General features: G+C 34.4%; 21 protein-coding genes. 8 read left to right on the top strand and 13 right to left on the bottom strand.

Annotated features, from left to right (window positions below; all coding sequences use genetic code 11):
* The first annotated feature begins 92 nt into the window (after positions 1 to 92).
* Genes proS through thiD form a run of 3 tightly spaced genes read left to right on the top strand, consistent with a single transcriptional unit; the run spans position 93 to position 2,915 of the window.
* Positions 93 to 1,496: a proline--tRNA ligase gene (proS, locus tag TL18_RS06405; protein ID WP_067043092.1), complete on the top strand. Its 1,404-nt coding sequence runs from the start codon at positions 93 to 95 to the stop codon at positions 1,494 to 1,496.
* Positions 1,497 to 1,505: 9 nt separating this feature from the next.
* On the top strand, positions 1,506 to 2,177 hold the full coding sequence (gene cofC / locus TL18_RS06410; protein ID WP_067043093.1) for a 2-phospho-L-lactate guanylyltransferase: 672 nt from the start codon (positions 1,506 to 1,508) through the stop codon (positions 2,175 to 2,177).
* A 3-nt stretch (positions 2,178 to 2,180) separates the two neighbouring features.
* Positions 2,181 to 2,915 (top strand): bifunctional hydroxymethylpyrimidine kinase/phosphomethylpyrimidine kinase, encoded by a 735-nt coding sequence (thiD, locus tag TL18_RS06415; RefSeq protein ID WP_067043096.1) that lies wholly within the window; start codon positions 2,181 to 2,183, stop codon positions 2,913 to 2,915.
* 3 nt (positions 2,916 to 2,918) lie between these two features.
* On the opposite strand, the gene TL18_RS06420 is transcribed toward thiD, so the two are convergent.
* The 4 genes from TL18_RS06420 to TL18_RS06435 form a co-directional block, all read right to left on the bottom strand.
* Entirely contained in the window at positions 2,919 to 3,671 is a 753-nt protein-coding gene (locus TL18_RS06420; RefSeq protein WP_067043099.1) for an ABC transporter ATP-binding protein, read from the bottom strand.
* A gap of 9 nt (positions 3,672 to 3,680) precedes the next feature.
* On the bottom strand, positions 3,681 to 4,430 hold the full coding sequence (locus TL18_RS06425; RefSeq protein ID WP_067043102.1) for an ABC transporter permease: 750 nt from the start codon (positions 4,428 to 4,430) through the stop codon (positions 3,681 to 3,683).
* A gap of 86 nt (positions 4,431 to 4,516) precedes the next feature.
* Positions 4,517 to 6,664: a heavy metal translocating P-type ATPase gene (locus TL18_RS06430; RefSeq protein ID WP_067043105.1), complete on the bottom strand. Its 2,148-nt coding sequence runs from the start codon at positions 6,662 to 6,664 to the stop codon at positions 4,517 to 4,519.
* 21 nt (positions 6,665 to 6,685) lie between these two features.
* Positions 6,686 to 6,952 (bottom strand): DUF6110 family protein, encoded by a 267-nt coding sequence (locus TL18_RS06435; RefSeq protein WP_067043108.1) that lies wholly within the window; start codon positions 6,950 to 6,952, stop codon positions 6,686 to 6,688.
* A gap of 176 nt (positions 6,953 to 7,128) precedes the next feature.
* Here TL18_RS06435 and TL18_RS06440 point away from each other — a divergent pair, with 176 nt between their 5' ends.
* Positions 7,129 to 8,043, top strand: a complete 915-nt coding sequence (locus tag TL18_RS06440; protein ID WP_082706418.1) for a CPBP family intramembrane glutamic endopeptidase — start codon at positions 7,129 to 7,131, stop codon at positions 8,041 to 8,043.
* Between the two features lie 18 nt (positions 8,044 to 8,061).
* On the opposite strand, the gene TL18_RS06445 is transcribed toward TL18_RS06440, so the two are convergent.
* The 3 genes from TL18_RS06445 to TL18_RS06455 form a co-directional block, all read right to left on the bottom strand.
* Positions 8,062 to 8,412 (bottom strand): carboxymuconolactone decarboxylase family protein, encoded by a 351-nt coding sequence (locus tag TL18_RS06445; protein ID WP_067043111.1) that lies wholly within the window; start codon positions 8,410 to 8,412, stop codon positions 8,062 to 8,064.
* 67 nt (positions 8,413 to 8,479) lie between these two features.
* Complete coding sequence (locus tag TL18_RS06450; RefSeq protein WP_067043114.1) at positions 8,480 to 9,229, bottom strand: NADPH-dependent F420 reductase; 750 nt, start codon at positions 9,227 to 9,229, stop codon at positions 8,480 to 8,482.
* A gap of 32 nt (positions 9,230 to 9,261) precedes the next feature.
* Positions 9,262 to 9,633 (bottom strand): helix-turn-helix domain-containing protein, encoded by a 372-nt coding sequence (locus tag TL18_RS06455; RefSeq protein WP_067043117.1) that lies wholly within the window; start codon positions 9,631 to 9,633, stop codon positions 9,262 to 9,264.
* Between the two features lie 105 nt (positions 9,634 to 9,738).
* Between TL18_RS06455 and TL18_RS06460 the strand changes: the two genes are divergently transcribed.
* Together TL18_RS06460 and TL18_RS06465 are read left to right on the top strand one after the other, a co-directional pair.
* On the top strand, positions 9,739 to 10,245 hold the full coding sequence (locus TL18_RS06460; protein WP_067043121.1) for a flavodoxin family protein: 507 nt from the start codon (positions 9,739 to 9,741) through the stop codon (positions 10,243 to 10,245).
* A 9-nt stretch (positions 10,246 to 10,254) separates the two neighbouring features.
* Positions 10,255 to 10,767, top strand: coding sequence for a nitroreductase family protein (locus TL18_RS06465; protein WP_067043123.1), 513 nt, complete (start codon positions 10,255 to 10,257; stop codon positions 10,765 to 10,767).
* Between the two features lie 17 nt (positions 10,768 to 10,784).
* Here TL18_RS06465 and TL18_RS10755 read toward each other — a convergent pair whose 3' ends face one another.
* The 4 genes from TL18_RS10755 to TL18_RS06485 form a co-directional block, all read right to left on the bottom strand.
* On the bottom strand, positions 10,785 to 11,900 hold the full coding sequence (locus TL18_RS10755) for a TMEM175 family protein (protein WP_082706420.1): 1,116 nt from the start codon (positions 11,898 to 11,900) through the stop codon (positions 10,785 to 10,787).
* Positions 11,901 to 12,425: 525 nt separating this feature from the next.
* Positions 12,426 to 13,202: an MBL fold metallo-hydrolase gene (locus TL18_RS06475; RefSeq protein WP_067043126.1), complete on the bottom strand. Its 777-nt coding sequence runs from the start codon at positions 13,200 to 13,202 to the stop codon at positions 12,426 to 12,428.
* Entirely contained in the window at positions 13,192 to 13,671 is a 480-nt protein-coding gene (locus TL18_RS06480; RefSeq protein WP_067043129.1) for a bacterioferritin, read from the bottom strand. Before TL18_RS06480 ends, TL18_RS06475 begins: the two co-directional genes overlap by 11 nt.
* Positions 13,672 to 13,750: 79 nt before the next feature.
* Positions 13,751 to 14,200: a MarR family transcriptional regulator gene (locus TL18_RS06485; RefSeq protein WP_067043132.1), complete on the bottom strand. Its 450-nt coding sequence runs from the start codon at positions 14,198 to 14,200 to the stop codon at positions 13,751 to 13,753.
* A 451-nt stretch (positions 14,201 to 14,651) separates the two neighbouring features.
* Here TL18_RS06485 and TL18_RS06490 point away from each other — a divergent pair, with 451 nt between their 5' ends.
* Positions 14,652 to 15,620, top strand: a complete 969-nt coding sequence (locus tag TL18_RS06490) for a LytS/YhcK type 5TM receptor domain-containing protein (RefSeq protein ID WP_231483588.1) — start codon at positions 14,652 to 14,654, stop codon at positions 15,618 to 15,620.
* 116 nt (positions 15,621 to 15,736) lie between these two features.
* Positions 15,737 to 16,069, top strand: coding sequence for a multidrug efflux SMR transporter (locus tag TL18_RS06495; protein ID WP_067043138.1), 333 nt, complete (start codon positions 15,737 to 15,739; stop codon positions 16,067 to 16,069).
* Between the two features lie 63 nt (positions 16,070 to 16,132).
* Here TL18_RS06495 and TL18_RS06500 read toward each other — a convergent pair whose 3' ends face one another.
* Positions 16,133 to 17,071: a DUF1848 domain-containing protein gene (locus TL18_RS06500; RefSeq protein ID WP_067043140.1), complete on the bottom strand. Its 939-nt coding sequence runs from the start codon at positions 17,069 to 17,071 to the stop codon at positions 16,133 to 16,135.
* Between the two features lie 57 nt (positions 17,072 to 17,128).
* Complete coding sequence (locus TL18_RS11305) at positions 17,129 to 18,295, bottom strand: hypothetical protein (RefSeq protein ID WP_369814545.1); 1,167 nt, start codon at positions 18,293 to 18,295, stop codon at positions 17,129 to 17,131.

The raw sequence follows: 18,295 nt of genomic DNA on the forward strand, positions 1-18,295 counted from the left end.
ATGAATAAAATAATTTAAAAAACTTTCTTTTGATTAAATTTAATACTTATTAAAAACAAAATAATTAATGTTATAAAATTTATTTAGGTGATATGGTGGAAAATTTTGATGAATGGTTTCATGATATTTTAGAAAATGCGAATATTACTGATTCAAGATACCCTATTAAGGGAATGGCAGTGTGGATGCCATACGGTTTTCAGATAAGAAAACATTCAATGAACATTATTAAAAAATTATTAGATAAAGATCATGATGAAGTATTATTCCCTATGCTTGTTCCTGAAACCGAACTTGCAAAGGAAGGAATCCATGTAAAAGGATTTGAAGATGAAGTGTACTGGGTAACAAAAGGCGGACAGACCGAATTAAATGAGCATCTTGCTTTAAGGCCTACAAGTGAAACCGCAATATATCCAATGTACGCTTTATGGATTAGAACCCATATTGACCTTCCAATCAAATATTATCAGATTGTTAATACATTCAGATATGAAACTAAACACACAAGACCTTTAATACGTGTAAGGGAAATTACAACATTTAAAGAAGCACATACCGCTCATGCAACCCGTGAAGAATCAGATGAGCAAATTCAAGACTTTATTGAAATTTATAAAGAATTCTTTGACGATTTGGATATTCCATACTTGATTTCCAAAAGGCCGGAATGGGATAAATTCCCTGGTGCAGACTATACAATGGCTTTTGACGTGATTATGCCAAACGGAAAAACCTTGCAGGTTGGTACAATCCACAATTTAGGCCAGACATTTGCAAAAACCTTCGACATAACATTTGAAGACAAGGACGGAGAACACAAATATGTTTACCAGACCTGTGCAGGAGTGTCTGACAGAGTAATAGCTTCAATTATTGGAATTCATGGAGATGAAAAAGGACTTCGCCTCCCACCAAAAGTATCACCGAACCAAGTTACAATTATACCAATTTTATTCAAAAAAGGAAAAGAGGAAGTTCTTGCTAAATGCAGTGAAATTAAAGCTCAACTAGAGGATGCCGGCTTAAGGGTTAACCTTGATGACAGGGACATCCGCCCGGGTAAGAAATTCAACGATTGGGAATTGAGAGGAACTCCATTGAAATTAGAATTGGGACCAAGAGATTTGGAAAATAACATTACAATAGCCATGAGAAGGGATGACGGCGAAAAAATTGAGCTTCCATTAGATGAGAATTTAGCTGCAAATGTTCTCGAATTATTGGACAAATCAGATGAAAACCTATCAAAAATGGCTTGGAACTTCCAAGACGAACATGTCAAATTTACAGAAAACATAGAAGAAATCCCTGAACTTGTTGAAGCGGGCTATGTTGTTAAATTCAACTGGTGCGGTGATGAATCAATAGGAAAAGAAATCGAAGAAAAAACCGGTTATGACATCCTAGGTATTCAGGAAGAAATCTCTGAAGGAAAATGCATAGCCAGCGATAACGATGCAAAATACCTTGCCTTAATTGCCAAAACTTATTAAGTGATTTAAATGGATGATATATACGCAATAATTCCAGTAACTAAATTCAAAAATGCAAAAACCCGTTTATCACCTTTTTTATCTGAAGATGAACGAGAAAAACTTTTAAAAGTAATGCTTCAGGATGTGACTGACACCCTAAAAAAGTATGTTGACAAGATTGTTCTCATAAGCAGAGATGAGGAAGTGCTGAAATATGCTGAAAGCTTGAACTTGGTGACCATCCTTGAAGATGACAATTCAAACTTAAACAAAGCATTGAAACAAGCAATGAAATATTGTAAAGGAAAAGCAAGAAAGATCATTATTGTTCCATCCGATATTCCGCTGATTGGAAAAACCAACATCGCAATGCTAATTGAAGCTTCTAAAAGCCTAGATTTTATCATTGTTCCATCAAAAGGTGGTGGGACCAATATGATAATTATGAAACCTTTAGCAATTCACACCAGATTTGAAGGATTCAGCTATGAAGAGCATGTTAAAGTTGCAGAAAAGAAAAATCTAAATCCTCAGGTCCATGATTCATTCTTTATGGCATTAGATGTAAATACCACTGAAGATTTGGGAGAAATAATGATTCATGGAAAAAATACCCATACCAGAAAATACTTGAAGGAACTTAAAGTGAATGTTGAGCCTTACCGCGGAAGTGAACGATTGAAGGTTACAAGGAGCTAATAAATGATTGTGATGTCCATTGCAGGCGTTGATCCGTCAGGCGGTGCTGGTGTTTTTGCCGATTTGAAAACATTTCAGGCAATTGGGGTTTACGGAACAGGAATCGTGACAGCACTGACTGCACAAAATCCCTATAAATTCTTCTCAACATTGCCAATCAGTGAAAATTATATTTCCGAACAGATTGACTCCGTACTTGACGCATATGATGTTGAATTTATCAAAACAGGAATGCTCTATTCTCCGGAAATCATAAAACTTGTTTCAAAAAAGATTAAAGAATATAATCTAAAGGCGGTTGTTGACCCTGTTATGGTTGCAACTTCAGGCGGAGATTTGACAAGAGAAGATCTTGCAAAAGCGATGAACAAATATCTGCTTCCAAATTCAATATTGACCACACCAAACATTGCCGAAGCCGAAAAACTAACAGATTTAAAGATTAACACCAAAGAAGATGCAATTAAAGCTTCTGAAAAAATAATATGCGACAACATCATTACCGGCGGACACCTAGACGGCATAAATACAATAAACATCAACGATGAGATTACCATCAAAAAACAGGAACTAATAAAAACGGATAACCTGCATGGTACAGGGTGTAATCTATCCTCAGCAATTGTCGCTTATCTTGCAAAGAACAATGACCTCCATACATCAATCTTGAAAGCATTAGATTACGTGTATGAAGGAATAAAAAATGGAAATCATGGAACATTAATAGCTAAGCTATAACTATTATTCTTCCATATTCAATTGGTCAACAATAGATTCTTGAAGAGCAATGAATTCAGGTGATTCCCTTTTTCTTGGCCTTTCAATATCTACTTCAACAATTTTTGCAATTCTGCCCGGATTTTTATCTAAGATAACAATCTTATCAGCCAAATAGACTGCTTCATCAACATCGTGAGTTACAAAAACAATTGTATTTTCAAATCTTTTCCAAACCCCAATGAGCTGTTCTTGAAGACTATGTCTATTTTGCATATCCACCGCAGAAAACGGCTCATCCATAAGCAATATTGGTGAATGATTAAGTAAGGATCTAATAATTGCAACCCTTTGCTTCATACCACCGGAAAGTTCATGAGGATAGCTATCTTTAAAGTCAATTAATCCGACACTTGTCAAGTATCTCTCAGCGGCAGCAATATTTTCAGCTTTTGAACCTTTATTTGTCATTTCCAAACCGAATGTTACATTCTGAAGTACAGTCAGCCAAGGGAATAATGAATACTGTTGGAAAATAACCGCCCTGTCACCAGACGGTTTTTTGACGACTTCACCATTGGCTACAATTTCACCGGAAGTAGGCTGTTCAAGACCTGCAATCAATCTTAAGAGAGTTGTTTTACCGCAACCGGATGGTCCTAAAAGGCATATCAATTCACCATCATTAATAGTCAAATTAATATTTTCTAAAACTGATAATTGATTTGTTTTTTTGCTTTTAAAAGTTTTATAAATATTTTTAACTTCAATTGACATGTAAAACACCTACCAAAATATCCTATCTTGAGCCTTGCTGAATACAAAGTCAAATACAAGTCCAATCAAACCAATCACTATCATACCAACAACTGTTGTACCAGTGTCAAAAAGGTTTGTTGCAGTTAAAATCATATAACCTAAACCGCTGCTGGACCCAATCATTTCCGCTGAGATGGTACACATCAAAGCAATACCGATACCAACTTTTAAACCGGAAACAATATATGGAACTGCAGAAGGCACTACTACGCGTTTTAAAACATTCCAGTCATTTGCTCCAAGTGTTTGAGCGGACTCAACCAATACCTTATCTGTTCTTTTAACACCATCAATTGTATAGACTAGAATAGGGAACACACAACCCATGAAAATAATAAATACAGCAGGGAATGTGCCTATACCGAACCACAAAATTGAAAATGGAATCCATGCAACCGGAGGAATCGGTCTTAAAACACTAATTACAAAAGTACATAAATCTTCTAAAGTCTTATACCAACCAAGCAATATTCCTGCTGGAATAGCTACAACAGATGCTAAAATTAAACCTGCAAACACTTTGTATAATGTATCAATGGTGTTTGTTAAGAGTCTGCCGTTTTGTATCACTACCCAAGCGGAATTTACCACATCAACAGGGCTTGGCAATATATATGAAGAAAATAACTCCAATCCATCAGTAATAACATACCAGAACAATATCAGGACAATAGGTAAAATCAATGGAATGAATTTATTCTTATAATTTTCAAACATTTCATCACTTAAACAAAATTATTATACATAAACAATTATGTGTTTCTTAATATAAAAACTTTAAAAAAAAAATTAAAAAAAGAAAATTAAGAAGCATCAGCTACTTCAATAGCCTCTACTTCTATACTTCTATTATAATCCTCGTCACCTAGAACAGACTTAGTACTTAAAGCACCAAATAGCATTGTAGATAAATTATGTATCATTGAAGATGTTGACGGTGGAATAACACCTAAAACACCCAAAACAAGAAGACTACCATTCACTGCAACGATATTATGGTAATTGGTATTAATCTTATCTAACATTCCAACACTTAATTTTCTAAGAGTTACAAGGTCATGCAAATCATCAGACAATAATGAAATGTCTGCAACTTCACGAGCAATGTCAGATGAGTTTTTCATGGAAACGGACACATCTGCTGCCGCAAGAGCAGGAGAATCATTAATTCCATCCCCAACCATGATTACAGTTTTGCCTTCTTCTTTGAGTTCTTCAACTATTTTAGATTTATCTTCAGGAAGCACTTGTGATCTGTATTCGGTTATGCCCAATGCTTTTGCTCCTGCACGGGCGCCGCTTTCACTGTCTCCTGTAAGCATTATGATATTTTCGATGCCTAACGATTTAAGCTCCTCAATAACATATTTTGCTTCTTCACGTACAGGATCATCAATGCAGATAATTCCTTCAAGCTTTCCATCAAGAGCCAAATAGACAACAGAATGTTCTTCAGCCTTTTTGGCTATCTTTTTCTCTTGAGTTTTGGTTACTTTAACGTTCTCATCATCGAATAGGAAATGTTTTGAACCAATTACAGCACGTTTGCCTTCATATTCAGTTACAATACCATGAGCCACAATATATTCAACTTCACTGTGGTCTTCCTCGTGTTTAAGACCTTCTTCTTCAGCTTGTTTTACAATAGCTGTGGCAATACTGTGTGCAAAGTGCTCTTCAATGCATGCCGCCATCCTTAAGATTTCATCACGTTTGTATCTTCTAGACATCGGAATTACGTCAACAACTTTTGGAGTTGCATTTGTTAATGTTCCTGTTTTATCAAATACCATAGTGTCGGCATTTGCATAGTTTTCAAGGAATTTGCCTCCTTTAACCATCATTCTATTATCAGATGCTTCACGCATTGCTGAAATAATAGATAACGGAGTCGTTAGCTTAATTGCACATGAAAAATCAACCATCAGGACAGATAATGCTTTTGTTGGATTTCCAGTAATCAAGTAAGTTAAAGCCGTTGCAATAAAGCTATATGGAACAATCGAATCGGCGAGTTTTTCTGCTTTACTTTGAGTTTCAGCCTTTAACTCTTCGGAATTTTCTATCAGATCAATGATTTTATTCAATCTTGTTTCCTTATTCATAGAATAAACTTCAATGATTAAATTACCTTCTTCAATGACGGTTCCCGCATGGACTGTCTTGCCAGGCATTTTATGAACGGCCAATGGCTCTCCAGTCATTGAAGCTTCATTAACCATTCCTTCTCCTTCAATTACTTTTCCATCAACAGGTATTACATCACCCATATGAATTTTAACTTTACTTCCCTTATCAATATCAACAAGAGGACACTGTTTTTCCTCACCATCATCTCCTACTACCCATACAGTGTCAATGTTTAAAGCTAAACTATCTTTTAAAGTGCTTTTGGCTTTTTGTAATGTGTAGTCCTCTAATGCATCGGAGATTGACAATAAGAACATCATAGAACTGGCAGGTTTATAATGTTTATGCAATAATGCTCCTGTAACCGCCGCCCCGTCAAGCAAAGCAACGTCAATATTGAAACTGGTTAAACTATCCAGACCATGCCAGATGTATTCTGCAGCATGATAAATAGTCAAAGCATTTCTTACGGGTATTGGTAGGAATAATTTATAAATTCCTCTGCGAAAAATCATTTTTGTTAATTTTAAATAAAAATTGCTTGTTATTTCATTTGAAGTTTGAATTTGTGTTGGTTCTGCTTCAAATAAATCGTCCATAGTAATTTTATCTAAAATATCGAATATCTTTTGTTTATTCTCAATACCCTCATCATAGTATATCAAAATACTTCCATTCCTATGGGAGGTATGTACCTCATGTATAAAGCTTTGATTTAAAAGTAATGAAGCCAGCCCGTAACCTTCCTTTTTAGTGAAGGCCCATTGGCCTGAACGAATCCTTAAACGAGGCCCGTTATCATACATTACTTGATATTTCATTTTATAACCCTGAAACTGGATTTATTCTTCAGATTCTACATAAATTTCTTTTTTACTTTCTGCATTAGCATCAACGACAATATCCTCTGCATTTTGTTTCATGTCTTCAAAACATTCTTCTGCATCTTTTTTAATGGACATAACTTCTGCCATACCTTTAGTTGCCGCATCTTTTACAGTTTTTGATTCTAAAACTTTTTTACCTACTACTGCAGTTGCTATTCCTGCTGCAAAAAGTAAAACATGTTTGTGTTCTACACATTTATCGAAAAATTCATCATGTCTCATTTTTAATACTCCTCGAATTTATTAATAAATTAAAATAGTTTAGGCAAACCTAAAAATATTTTAATCCCACTTAATATTATATAAAAGGTATTATATAAATTTTAGGAATGACTAAATTTATTACGATTAAATTTATTTACCAAAAAACAATATTGATATAAAGGAATGGTGAAAACTTGAATTCAAACAAAAAATTCTTTTCAAAAATCGGATTTAATTACCTGATCTATGCAATATCAGCAATGATTATAGCAATAATAATAATCAATGTCATTAATGGCTTGAACTTGATTCCCCTTGATGATATTAATGTGCTTTCAATAATAAGCGCTATCTGCAATTATCTGCTTCCATTGCCGATTTTTTTATACTTAATGAAAAAATTAGATTCTGAAAAGATTGAAAAAAGCAAAATAGATTTTAAAACATTACTGAAATACCTATGTATCACATTTACCTTAATGTGGATTGGAAACATCATTGGGCTGCTTCTAACAGCAGGGATTGGCGTTCTAATTCAAAAAAGCATATCCAATCCTATACAGAACCTGATTGAAACAACAGACATCATATTAAATCTTTTATTAATAAGCATCATCGGCCCGATTTTTGAAGAGTTCATATTCAGGAAATTATTGATAGACAGAACCATAAAATACGGCGTTACAACATCAATACTGCTTTCTGCAGTACTTTTCGGATTGTTCCATGGAAATCTTAATCAATTCTTCTATGCCGCATTGATTGGAAGCTTTTTTGCATACGTTTATATAAAAACCGGGAAAATAACCTACCCCATAATTCTACATATTATTGTCAACATAATGGGGTCCGTTGTAAGCTTATTCCTAGTGAACAGCGCAAATGCATTAACAACAAATATCAATCCGACCGATTTAACTATTATATTGCTTTATTTAATTATAATGGCAATAACATTCCTAATCGGTTTGATTGCACTTATAAGATATCTTGAAACAAATCATAAAAATATAAAAACAGAAATTCCACTAAAAGACATATTCCTAAATGCTGGAATGATATGTTTCATAGCATTCTTTGTTATTCAAATGATAATTCAATTGTTTTAAAAAAAATAAGAGAAGGATTTAAGCCTTATCTTCCCTATCTTCCTCAATAGCTTCGGTAACGCTATTTAATATTTGAAGTGATTTGGAAAATGCAGGCATACCGGATGTCAACAATACCACTCTTAAAACATCCACAATTTCTTCTTTAGTAATGCCCAAAACTTCAATAGCACTTCTAATTTGTTTTTTGGTAGCTCTAGGATCGGCACGAGAAGCGGTAATACCGATTGCAATTAATTTTTGAGTTTTATAATCTAAGACTTTTCCATCCCATACAGTTTCGTTAATGTCAGATACTAACTCATACAAATCAGGATATTCATCTTTTAATTCTCTGATACCTTTACCGTAATATACATCGCCTTTCATATCAAATTCCTCTCCAAAAATATATTAGTTAATTAATTATTTCATTTTTAAATTATATATAATTAATTTAAATATTATACTTCCTGTTAATCCTGATTACATTTTCATGACTATAATCCTCACCTGTCAGTTCTGCAAAATTACTCATTACATATTGCCTATTTTTTGCTACACTTTCTGGAGTTTGTTCGGATTTTTCCTTAACTGATTTAAGTTCGTCAATTGTATAATCACAACAATATCCTGCAGATGTAGGCTGCATTTTCCATGATTCTGTCAAACTTCCGCAATCATAAGGATCAAAACCGCACTCATTTACCAAAGCCATGACAATTTCCTTTTGCATTGCATCATCACCGGCAACCTGCATGGCTATTCTTCCGCTTTCCCCTTCTCCAACTCCCAATTCAGCAAGAGAATATGCCAATAGATTATTGAATGATTTGATTACGGGTTTTTTAATTTTTTCTGAAAGCCATAGGCTTTCCACTTCCCCGTTTCCAAGACCTTCAATTGCTTCATCACGCATCTCAGGATAGAAGTTTCCAGTGTCGATTACAAATGCATCATCATTTAAATTTGCAAAAACGCTTTCAGGCATTGTATCAATTGCAGTATAGGGAACAGAGAGAACCAGTACTTCAATGTCATCTGAAATTTCTGCAAGGTCTGATGGAATTGCTCCAATTTCATCTGCAAACTCCCTTACAGCTTCCTTTCCTCTTGAATTTGCCACTTTTATCTCATGTCCTGCTTTTGCAAGTTTTCCGGCAATTGTGCCTCCAATTGCTCCGACTCCAATAATACCTATTTTCATTTTATAACCTCAATATCTGTTTGAATGAGAAATCATTCTGTTAGTTTTAATGTTTTTTTATAACTCTCTTTTATTTCAATTTTTTCACTATCCTCTAGTGAAGAGTATTTTAACTCATCTAAAGAATAGCATGCAAGTTCAAATATGATTTTATTTGCTTTAAACCCCTTTTCTGTTAAATCATATATGGTTTTGTTTCCGTCCTGAACCTTACTGATTAATCCATTTTCCACCATGTATTTTAACGTTTGGGACAGTACATGGTTACTTATATCCAGATTGAGTTCCTTGAATTCCTTAAAATGTTTTGCGCCATAGAAAATATTGGACAATATGCAGAATATCCACTTTCTGTTGAACAAATCCAAAGTATCTCCAACGGGACAAATATCTTCTGTTTCCATATTATTAAATTTGTTTAATGAACCTTTTAAAATTTAAGTCATTTTAAAATTACTAACAATTTTATTATTGGGTGGATATAAACTAAAAATAACAGAGGGATTATCATGAAAAAGATTCTCATACTAAACGGGTCCCCCCGCAAAAACGGCAAAACAGCATCTTTAATAAATGCATTTAGCCAAGGAGCGGAAAGGACTGGAAATGAAGTAAGCAGCTTGTATCTCAACAGCATGAATATAAAAGGATGTCTTGCCTGTGAGAAATGCAGCAAGAACGGCGGCGAATGCGTTCAAAAGGACGATATGGAAACAGTTAAGGAAGCCTTTGAATGGGCTGATGTGGTAGTGTTTGCATCCCCACAGTTCTGGGGAACAATCACCGGACAGCTTAAGGTTGTTATCGACAGATTATATTCTGAAATGCACAGACTAGGCTTTGAAAATTTTGTAAAGGAAACTGCATTAATCATGACCGCACGCGGTGACAACTATCAGTTTGCCCTTGATTTCTATGCCATATTTGTTAACCTGCTGGGATGGAAAGACCACGGCACAGTTTTAGGTGCAGGCAAAGAAGATGAAGCACGGGAAATTGGCGCTAATATAAAATGAAGTGATAATATGGATGATTTTTTACAGTTGGCAAAGGACCGGCATTCAGTTCGTCTCTTTGACCAAAGAAAGATTGAACAGGAAAAGTTGGATAAGATTCTTGAAGCCGGAAGGGTTGCACCTACAGCCGCAAACTTCCAGCCGCAAAGGATATTCGTGCTTGAAAGCGACGAGGCACTGGCGCAGGCAAAGGCAGTAACGCCATTCTGCTTTAATGCCCCAATGGTTTTGTTGATCTGTTGGGACCGCAACGTGTCATGGAAAGCCATTGACGGACATGACTCCGGAGTGGTTGATGCAACAATAGCTATTACACAAATGATGCTTGAAGCACAGGATCTAGGACTAGGAACCTGCTGGGTTAGAGGATATGACAAAAGAGTGCTGGATAAAGTGTTTGGACTTCCGGAAAATCTGGAATCGGTGGCATTGCTGCCTATTGGATATCCCGACAAAAGGTCAAAACCCCATTCAGTCCATTATTCAAGAATTCCAATTGAAGATATGGTAAGCTACTTGTAAAATTTTACATCCCCCTCTTAAAGTTTAACCATCACCCATCCAAGAGGTATTGTAATCAGACATGACAGAATTACTGCCGGAGGCCACCAAAGATAACCTATAACCATTCCAATCATTACAATGGCAAATACCATCAAAAAGGAATAATTGTCATAGACCTTTATGAGTTCCTCATTGTCCGAATCCGCTTTTATGAGATATCTTTTCAAGAAGATTCCAGATGCAGTAATTGCCAGATATTCCGCCCCATACAATGCTTGCGGCGCAAACGCATAAAAGTTTTCGGCCACAAACTTTGTAAGATACGGAACCAATGAAAGTATGAAAAGAGAAATTCCGCTTGTCCAAATGACCTTGTAATCAATTCTTTTAACAAAATTAAACAAATTAGTGTTATAAAGCCAATAATTGAAGCATAGAAGAAAGCTGATTGCATATGCTACAAATTCCAATTTCAAATCAAAGAGCGCCTGCCAGTTCCCGCTGTGAGCCATGGTAATTTCCAAAACAATGATTGTCAGCACAATGGCAATGATTGCATCAATCAATGCTTCGAATCTTTCACTGTCGACAATTTCATGTTTGATGGTATTGTGGCTGAAAGTTGCATAGACAACTGCAACAACACAGCAAAGATCAATTCCTGGAGGATAAATCGTATAGGTCAATGCAAATCCTATCAGGATAATGATTGTAGAAAGATAAGTGTGGATATTTTTAAAATCAACCAAAACGATTCCGGGATTTGCTTTGGCAATTGCATTCACTGACAGCAGATACATGACCTGCATGAAAAGGAAATTCAATCCGAACATTGTTTCACTGGCAATGGAACGGGGATTCAAGGTCAGCCATACGGAAAAATATGGAAGCAGCGACATTGAAAAAAGAAGCAGACCATAAAAAAACAGGGACTTATTGTCTATTTCATCAATCTTTTGAAACAGATTATGGTTTCCATGCCATATATTGAAAATCATCAAAAAGCAAACAAAATACGCCACATAGAAACTAATCAAATCACCCACTGCATCAAATGTTGGAGCAGCAGGCTGAACCAGTTTTAAAACAAGCACAGTAATGATAATTGCAATGACTGCGTCAAAGAATGTTTCAAACCTTTGAGTTTTCATATTAATCTATTATATTTTTGGTATTAAAAGTAATTATCCATCACCCAATCATGAGATGTCCATTTTAGCAAATGACTTACAAATTTAAAATTTGGCATTAACATCAGCCATTTGGGATTTGTAAATTGCTTTGGAAAACCCTGTATATGCTGGAGTTGAATCAAGTTTAATTTTCAATATCATTGGCGTTAATGTCAACAACATATCATAAAATGAAAGTTTTAAGAATTAGCTTTGTTTAAACGAATGAAAATCTTTAATTATTATAAGTTCTAAAAAAAGTAGTGTAGAGAGACCATAAGTATGACAACTATCGCATGTCCTTTCATATTTGACTCCTCTCCAAATAATTACTTAATTAATATTTTAAATTTCAAGTTATATTATAATTAAGTAGCTATTTTTTCTTTTCATTTAACAGTTGGTTTTACATTAACAACAGTAATTTTAGATTTGGATATGAAAATAAATTAGTTTTTAGACATCTCAATGACTGCCCATAATAAAAAATAGAAAAGAAAGTATTTATGGATAAATACTTTGCGGAGGATTTTCCAAATCAATGACTTTTTTATTTTCAAGGTTTTCATGACCTAATGGAGTATGTGTGGACAAATATACTGTAGGATTGCTTTTAATGAACTCCCTGACATTGTCCAAGGTTTCCCTTGCCTTTGCAACATCCTCAAAAACAATTGACAGCTTATTTTCATACAATGCCTCATCGGTATAGGTTACATCGCCATGAAACATATAAAACAGTCCGCCATCTTCTGCAATGACAATACTGTTGCCTGTTGTATGGCCAATGGCTTCAATAAGATATACTCCATCGACAATCCTTTCTGATTTTTCAAAGTTATGATATGATCCATCCTTGAATTCAACAGGGATGATGTTGTCTCCTGTGAGATTCAATTCTTCGGCTTCTGTTTTAGAAAGATATATCTTTGCATTTGGAAACTGTCTTAACTCGCCAGTATGGTCTGCATGTTTATGGGTAATCAGAATCTTTGTTATGTCTTCTGGCTTATATCCCAGATTGTTGAGTGCTGTAAGATAGTCGCTGATTCGCTCACCCATTGACAGAGGTGTGTTTTCATCAACTTCCATCTGCGGCGCTTCACTCGGCATGTCGGTATCTACAAGGATTACTTCATCACCTGTGTCAATCAGGTAGTTTTGAATGCTTGAGCGGTATTTTACTGAAGCGTCGAATTTATCCATGCCTTCTTCTCCGCCGAAAGCGAAGGTCTGTTTCATGAAACCGTTTTCATATGTTTTGATAGCTTTAATTTCCATTTTGATCATTGATTAACAGTTGTGTTAGATAATTCTGTTTTCCAATCATTTTACAGAGGTCTAGTTGTTGTTCTGACCAGTACATGTCTTCCTCTTCGTCTTTGAGATATACTTTCATTAAATCATAGGTTGTTGTATCCAATATTCCGGATTCCATTACATCATTTAAATAGGCAATTCCTTCAACGGATACGTTGTAGTCATGTTCAATGAATTCTACAATGTCTGTGAATACTGGTGCTTCAGGTGCTGCTTCTTGCTTGAGTTCGCCTCCTAAATCAAGGATGCGGTCCATGAACTGTTCGACGAAATCCAGCTCTTCTGTTGCATGTGCTGTATATTTGTCTCCAAGAGACTGGAAGCCTAGGCCTGCAAATATTTTTGATTGGATTCTGTGTCCAAATGAGTTTGCAGCAAGACCAGTTACTAAGAATTGTAAAAATTCAATTGTTTTTTCTTTATCTGACATGATTTATCACCTAAAACATTAATGACTTAAGAGTCTTAAGTCTTAATTTTAAGGTTTATCTGAAATAATATATAAAAGTTTAGTATGAATTAATAGCCAGTTGAGAATAATCGTATAGCATTTTTTTGAATTTTTCAACATCTTCTGGAGAATAATTTTCAAAGAATTTGGCTTCACCTTCATAAGCTTCTTTTAGTAATTTGAAATGAATTTCCTTTCCTTTTTCTGTTAAATTTAAAATTCTCCGGCTTTTGTTTTTCTCATCAACATCCCGTTTTACCAATCCATTTTTTTCAAGTCTCTTAATTATTTGGGCGACATTTGATTCGCTTACAAACAATAACTCCGCCAAATCCTTTTGGGAACAGTTCGGATAGTAGAAAATATTAGCAAGATACGTAAAGTCATAAGGAGTGATATCCTCATGTTTCTTTTTTAGATAGTACTTAAAATGCAAATTAATGTAGTCAATGTAGAGCAAAGCAGGCGTAAACATTATTCTTTCATGATCAAAATTTAAATCTGCCATTTTTCAATCCACCTCAATATAACTATTGGACTTTTATAGATTTAAAATATGACATAACATCATCATTTGAGATTTAAAAATTACTTTGAGAATCCATGTGATAATCCTCTTTAACTACCAAATCTGATTTCAAAGGTTATGGATAGTTTAATGAGTAAATTTTAAACATCTAAACTGTTATGCTAATTTTAAAAAAAGAAAAATAGTCAACATTATATAAATAAAATATATTACTACAAAAATCAATAAATAGTAATATATAACTTTAAAAATTTGAAAATTTGATAACCAACATTCTATAATTTAGGATATAAATCATATCCCCAATATATAATCAGATAATATGTTCTCTAATCTTAAAAATAAACTCACTGGCGATAAAAAGATTCTAATATTACTTTCAATATTGTTAGTTTTCAATATCGCCTTGTTTATTAATCTATTTGCTTATATGATTATTGTTAAGCATTTAAGCGCATCAGCTTTACATGACCTTGTTACAATCATTTCAGCAATCATAATTTTAGGTTTTATTTCGACTAGGCTCACGAAACTTAAAGAATTAACCGATGGATCAGTTTATGAAATCGGTTATCTGATTATTATGGGTTTGTTAAGCCTTACTATTTCCTATTTTAATAAATCCACTAATGGTGAATCATTATGGGCCCCATTTCTAGAAATGTTTAGGATGTTATCTGTAGTTCTGATTTTAACATACCTTGCCACTAAATCTAAAAGTTTTCAAGCTATACTTAGAGGCGATAATTCTCGCAGAACCATAATCTGGCAGATTATCATATTTTCCATTCTAGGAATTCTTGCATCATATTTCACCATGAATGTCAATGGAATTCCCGCCAATTCAAGAGGATTAATTGTAATGATATCCTCAATGCTTGGAGGACCATATGTCGGAATACCTGTAGGAATAATATCCGGACTCTGGAGATATAGCCTGGGGGGCCCTACTGCCTTGGCATGTGGTGTTGCAACAATAATGGCAGGCATTGTTGGAAGTCTCGTCTATATATGGAACAACGGAGAATTCTTAAGGTCATATAAAGCCGCACTTCTAATGCTTTTATATAGTGGATTTGACATGTTTCTAGTAACTGTATTAACCCCCCAACCAGATGGAATCATTATCGCCAATGCCCTTTATGCTCCAATGACATTCGGTGCCGTTCTTGGAATGATACTCTTTACCATGTTCTTAGGTGAGAAAAAAGAGGAAGTGCAAATAAGCGAGGAATTAAAACAAACCCTTGATGACAACACTGATAAAATCTCAGTCAATAGTGATATAATTGATGTAAACACAGATAGGATAATTGAAATGTCACAAGAATTAAAAGAATATAAAGATAAAGTTGATAAATTAGAGCAGGAATTAAGTGATATTAAAAATAAATTGTAATAATTTCATCGTTTGGCGGACTTTTTTTAATCTTTAGTTTATAGGCAGTTTTATCATTAACTAATCATTAAATATTGTTAATAGAAAAAAGTTTAATAGAATAGGAGTTATCTAAAATGAATAATATAATCTTTCTTTTACTTGCCATTATATTTGAAACAAGTGCTACAACACTATTAAAAGTTTCTGATGGATTTAGTAAACTTTTACCAACCATAGCATCAATCATACTATATATACTTTCATTTTATTGCCTTAGTAACTGCTTAAAAACAGTACCTATAGGAATTGCTTACGCCATTTGGTCAGCATTAGGAATAGTGCTTGTGACACTTGTCGGCATTATTGCGTTTAAGCAAACACCTGATTGGGCTGCAATCATTGGGCTTTTATTAATCATTATTGGAGTAGGAGTGCTGAATTTATTCTCAAATATGGCCATTCACTAAAAACCATATTAGATTTGAAACTTGCTTTGGAAAACCCAATGGTGCATTACTTCTTTTAATCATTTAAAAATCAAATAATGTTGTTTGATTCTGTTCAATATAACTTATTACCTCTGTCTCAATTAGCTTATCATTTTCTTTTAGGTGTCCAAGCAACAATGGTGATTTCTCATCATGCAGTTTTATAACTTTTTTGGGGATATCCGGTTTTCTGTTGGCGTAGCAATATTTACATTCACTTAAACAGGAATTGTAATCACCAATATCCCTTGATGGAATGCAATGACAGTTTTCTCTAATTCCGGTTCCTTTAACATTTTTGTAAACTACATTATGTGCCTGCTGCAATATTTCCCTAGTTGTACATCCTGAAGCATGTATGCCATATTTCCCATAGCTTTCGTTTGTTGCACATGTTTGAGTATAAAGATTATATTTTTTTGATATCTCTCCAATTCCTTTCAATAATCTTTCCTTATCTTTTTCAGTGAGTGGAATTATCTCAGGCATGTTCTCTTCAACTTTCTTATACATATCCACAAAGCTGAAGATGCATCTGTAAACCAATGGTGCAATCTTTTCAGCCATATACTCAAAAGTTTCCAAATGTTTTTCAACAGTGTATTTTTCAGTCAGAAGTATCGGATCATATCTCCATAGGATTTTATTGCTGCCAACAATATCCGATAATCTTTCCAATGTCTTTATGGATTGATTTATTGTCGGAACTTTCGGTTCTACATCCTTGCCATAGCAGGTAATTGTATATTGGCACAGAATATGATACTTTTCATCTATCTCACTTATATGCTCCAATATAGGTTGGTAGTTTTTAGAGCAAAACAGAATACAATCCACATCCTCCGGCTTTAAACTTAACTTGTATACGTTCTCCTTTGCAAATGGATTTCTTGAATATGCATATCCCTCTTCAAGCCTGTTCAATAGCCATGGAGTGTAATAGTTCACTATATCTGTTCTTCCGCCAACGTTTATTATCATCTTATCACATAATATATTTGGTGTGCATCACATTTTTTATTTTTGTTTTTACCGGCATCATGCATCAAATTCTGATAAATCAATTATGTTCATAACAACTGAATTATTTTGGGCATCTAAACTAACGGTGTCTACATAAATCGCTCCGCCTTCATCAGTACAATGATTATTTAAAAAGACACAACCTGAAATGCTAAGAACATCCATCTTTTCATCGGAAATGTAAATTGCACCACCATCATCACTGGTTTTTGCACCCTCACCAGCCTTATTGCCAATGAATATTCCGCTTTTAATATCCTCTTTAAATGACTCTGTATATATTGCACCGCCTTGAAACTTATATGCCACATTATTCTCAAAATAAGAAGCAGGACCCCATAAACTCGCAGTTTTCGCATGTATTGCCCCACCACTATTTTCCGCATAGTTATTTATAAATCTGCAGTTATAAGAATTAGTTTCCTGCCATGAGTTTATGGCTCCTCCCCAGCATCTTTCAATTAATGCTCCTTCTACCCTATTTGAATCGAATACGGAATTATGTACATTACAATGGTAAGAAGTATCAATTGCTCCGCCATCTGTTTTCGCCTTATTTCCCTTGAAATATGAGCAGTATACATCTGCATCGCTTCTACTATATATGGCTCCACCGCCACAACTTTTTGCTTGGTTGTCAATAAAAAATGAGATAGGTTCAGTAGCCCAATTGTCATCGTTAACACATACCCAATCAGCTCTTACAGCTCCGCCATAATCTTCAGCAGTATTGGACTTGAAAGTTGAGTTGTAAATGTAAAGATAAACATTTTGATAAATCGCCCCACCTTCTTTTCCAGCAGAATTCTTTTCAAAGGTACAGCCGTGTACCCATGCGTAAGATAAACCTGTATAATCACTACCTTTAGCATAAACCGCACCTCCATTTTCTTTCGCAGAATTTGAAGAGAAATATGAATCATCGATATGGAAATCTCCAATACCATATATAGCTCCACCATTCTCCTTTTCCGCTTTATTGTTTATAAATGTACAATTTATAATAGAAATTGAAGAACGCTGTACTCCATTATATATTGCTCCACCGTTTTTAGTTGCCTTATTATCTCGAAATGTACAATTGATAATAATGTATTTTGCAGAACCGGTAATGGCAATTGCGCCCCCATTTTCAGTATAATCATTATTACAGTTACATATTACAAGATTCTTTAAGTATAT

Origin of the sequence: Methanobrevibacter sp. YE315 (assembly GCF_001548675.1) — an archaeon.
In the GTDB taxonomy this organism is placed as follows: Archaea; Methanobacteriota; Methanobacteria; order Methanobacteriales; family Methanobacteriaceae; genus Methanocatella.

Bases quoted from the DNA above. Each gene is read 5' to 3' on its own strand.
- proS (WP_067043092.1), top strand. From the start codon at position 93: ATGGTGGAAAATTTTGATGAATGGTTTCATGATATTTTAGAAAATGCG.
- cofC (WP_067043093.1), top strand. From the start codon at position 1,506: ATGGATGATATATACGCAATAATTCCAGTAACTAAATTCAAAAATGCA.
- thiD (WP_067043096.1), top strand. From the start codon at position 2,181: ATGATTGTGATGTCCATTGCAGGCGTTGATCCGTCAGGCGGTGCTGGT.
- TL18_RS06420 (WP_067043099.1), bottom strand. From the start codon at position 3,671: ATGTCAATTGAAGTTAAAAATATTTATAAAACTTTTAAAAGCAAAAAA.
- TL18_RS06425 (WP_067043102.1), bottom strand. From the start codon at position 4,430: ATGTTTGAAAATTATAAGAATAAATTCATTCCATTGATTTTACCTATT.
- TL18_RS06430 (WP_067043105.1), bottom strand. From the start codon at position 6,664: ATGAAATATCAAGTAATGTATGATAACGGGCCTCGTTTAAGGATTCGT.
- TL18_RS06435 (WP_067043108.1), bottom strand. From the start codon at position 6,952: ATGAGACATGATGAATTTTTCGATAAATGTGTAGAACACAAACATGTT.
- TL18_RS06445 (WP_067043111.1), bottom strand. From the start codon at position 8,412: ATGAAAGGCGATGTATATTACGGTAAAGGTATCAGAGAATTAAAAGAT.
- TL18_RS06450 (WP_067043114.1), bottom strand. From the start codon at position 9,229: ATGAAAATAGGTATTATTGGAGTCGGAGCAATTGGAGGCACAATTGCC.
- TL18_RS06455 (WP_067043117.1), bottom strand. From the start codon at position 9,633: ATGGAAACAGAAGATATTTGTCCCGTTGGAGATACTTTGGATTTGTTC.
- TL18_RS06460 (WP_067043121.1), top strand. From the start codon at position 9,739: ATGAAAAAGATTCTCATACTAAACGGGTCCCCCCGCAAAAACGGCAAA.
- TL18_RS06465 (WP_067043123.1), top strand. From the start codon at position 10,255: ATGGATGATTTTTTACAGTTGGCAAAGGACCGGCATTCAGTTCGTCTC.
- TL18_RS10755 (WP_082706420.1), bottom strand. From the start codon at position 11,900: ATGAAAACTCAAAGGTTTGAAACATTCTTTGACGCAGTCATTGCAATT.
- TL18_RS06475 (WP_067043126.1), bottom strand. From the start codon at position 13,202: ATGGAAATTAAAGCTATCAAAACATATGAAAACGGTTTCATGAAACAG.
- TL18_RS06480 (WP_067043129.1), bottom strand. From the start codon at position 13,671: ATGTCAGATAAAGAAAAAACAATTGAATTTTTACAATTCTTAGTAACT.
- TL18_RS06485 (WP_067043132.1), bottom strand. From the start codon at position 14,200: ATGGCAGATTTAAATTTTGATCATGAAAGAATAATGTTTACGCCTGCT.
- TL18_RS06490 (WP_231483588.1), top strand. From the start codon at position 14,652: ATGATTATTGTTAAGCATTTAAGCGCATCAGCTTTACATGACCTTGTT.
- TL18_RS06495 (WP_067043138.1), top strand. From the start codon at position 15,737: ATGAATAATATAATCTTTCTTTTACTTGCCATTATATTTGAAACAAGT.
- TL18_RS06500 (WP_067043140.1), bottom strand. From the start codon at position 17,071: ATGATAATAAACGTTGGCGGAAGAACAGATATAGTGAACTATTACACT.